1 protein-coding gene is annotated in these 1,135 nt (G+C 63.8%); it reads left to right on the top strand.

The window, feature by feature from the left end; all coding sequences use genetic code 11:
- Positions 1-1,135: 3'-5' exonuclease (locus EOA60_RS34020; RefSeq protein WP_164899814.1), on the top strand; the 1,135-nt coding region annotated here is incomplete at both ends.

The following is a 1,135-nucleotide window of genomic DNA, read 5'->3' as shown; positions in this document are numbered from 1 at the left end:
GGGCGATAAGATGCGAAGCCGCACCCAGTATATGCGCGGTGGAGCGCAACTACCGCTCCACCGCGCATATACTGGGTGCGGCTTCGCATCTTATCGCCCACAATGAGGGCCGCTTCGGCAAGACGCTGTTCACCGACCGCAACGACCCCGAGGACGATAAGGTGCATGTCCATGCCGCCTGGGATTCGGAGGAAGAGGCGCGCGCCATCGGCGAGGCGATCGAGGCCTACCAGCGGCAAAAGCACAACCTCAACGATATGGCGATCCTGGTGCGCGCGTCCTTCCAGATGCGCGCCTTCGAAGACCGCTTCATCACGCTCGGCTTGAGCTACCGAGTCATCGGCGGCCCGCGCTTTTACGAACGCTTGGAAATCCGCGACGCGCTGGCCTTCTTCCGCGTCGTCGCCAACAGCGGCGACGACCTTGCCTTCGAGCGCATTGTCAACGTGCCGAAGCGCGGGCTCGGCGAAGCCACCATCCGCCAGATCCACGACACCGCGCGCGCCATGCAAATCCCGATGCTTGAGGCCGCGGCGACACTCGCCGAAAGCGACGAGTTGAAGCCGAGGCCGCGCGCCGCGCTGCGCGAGGTCGCGGCCAATTTCGAGCGCTGGCAGAAGGCGCTGGAGACCACGCCGCACACCGAGCTCGCCGAGACCATCCTCGAGGAGAGCGGCTACACCGACATGTGGAAGAACGACCGTTCGGCCGAAGCGCCCGGGCGGCTGGAGAACCTCAAGGAACTGATCCGCTCCATGGAGGAGTATGAATCCCTGCGTTCGTTCCTCGAGCATGTCGCGCTGGTCATGGAGGCAGAGCAGGGCGAATCGCTCGATGCGGTCTCGATCATGACGCTGCATTCGGCGAAAGGGCTTGAGTTCGAGACCGTATTCTTGCCCGGCTGGGAGGAAGGCCTGTTCCCGCATCAGCGCGCGCTGGACGAAGGCGGCCGCTCCGGCCTCGAGGAAGAACGCCGCCTCGCCTATGTCGGCCTGACGCGCGCGAAAAAGAACCTGCACGTCTGGTTCGTCTCAAACCGCCAGATCCACGGCCTGTGGCAATCGACCATTCCGTCGCGTTTCGTCAATGAATTGCCGGAAGCCCATGTCGATGTCGCCGATGGCGGCAATTCCTA

It is taken from the genome of Mesorhizobium sp. M1A.F.Ca.IN.020.06.1.1 (assembly GCF_004023265.1).
Lineage (GTDB): Bacteria > Pseudomonadota > Alphaproteobacteria > Rhizobiales > Rhizobiaceae > Mesorhizobium.
Note: the sequence above shows the minus strand (reverse complement) of the source record. Positions and strands in the feature narration are given on the sequence as shown.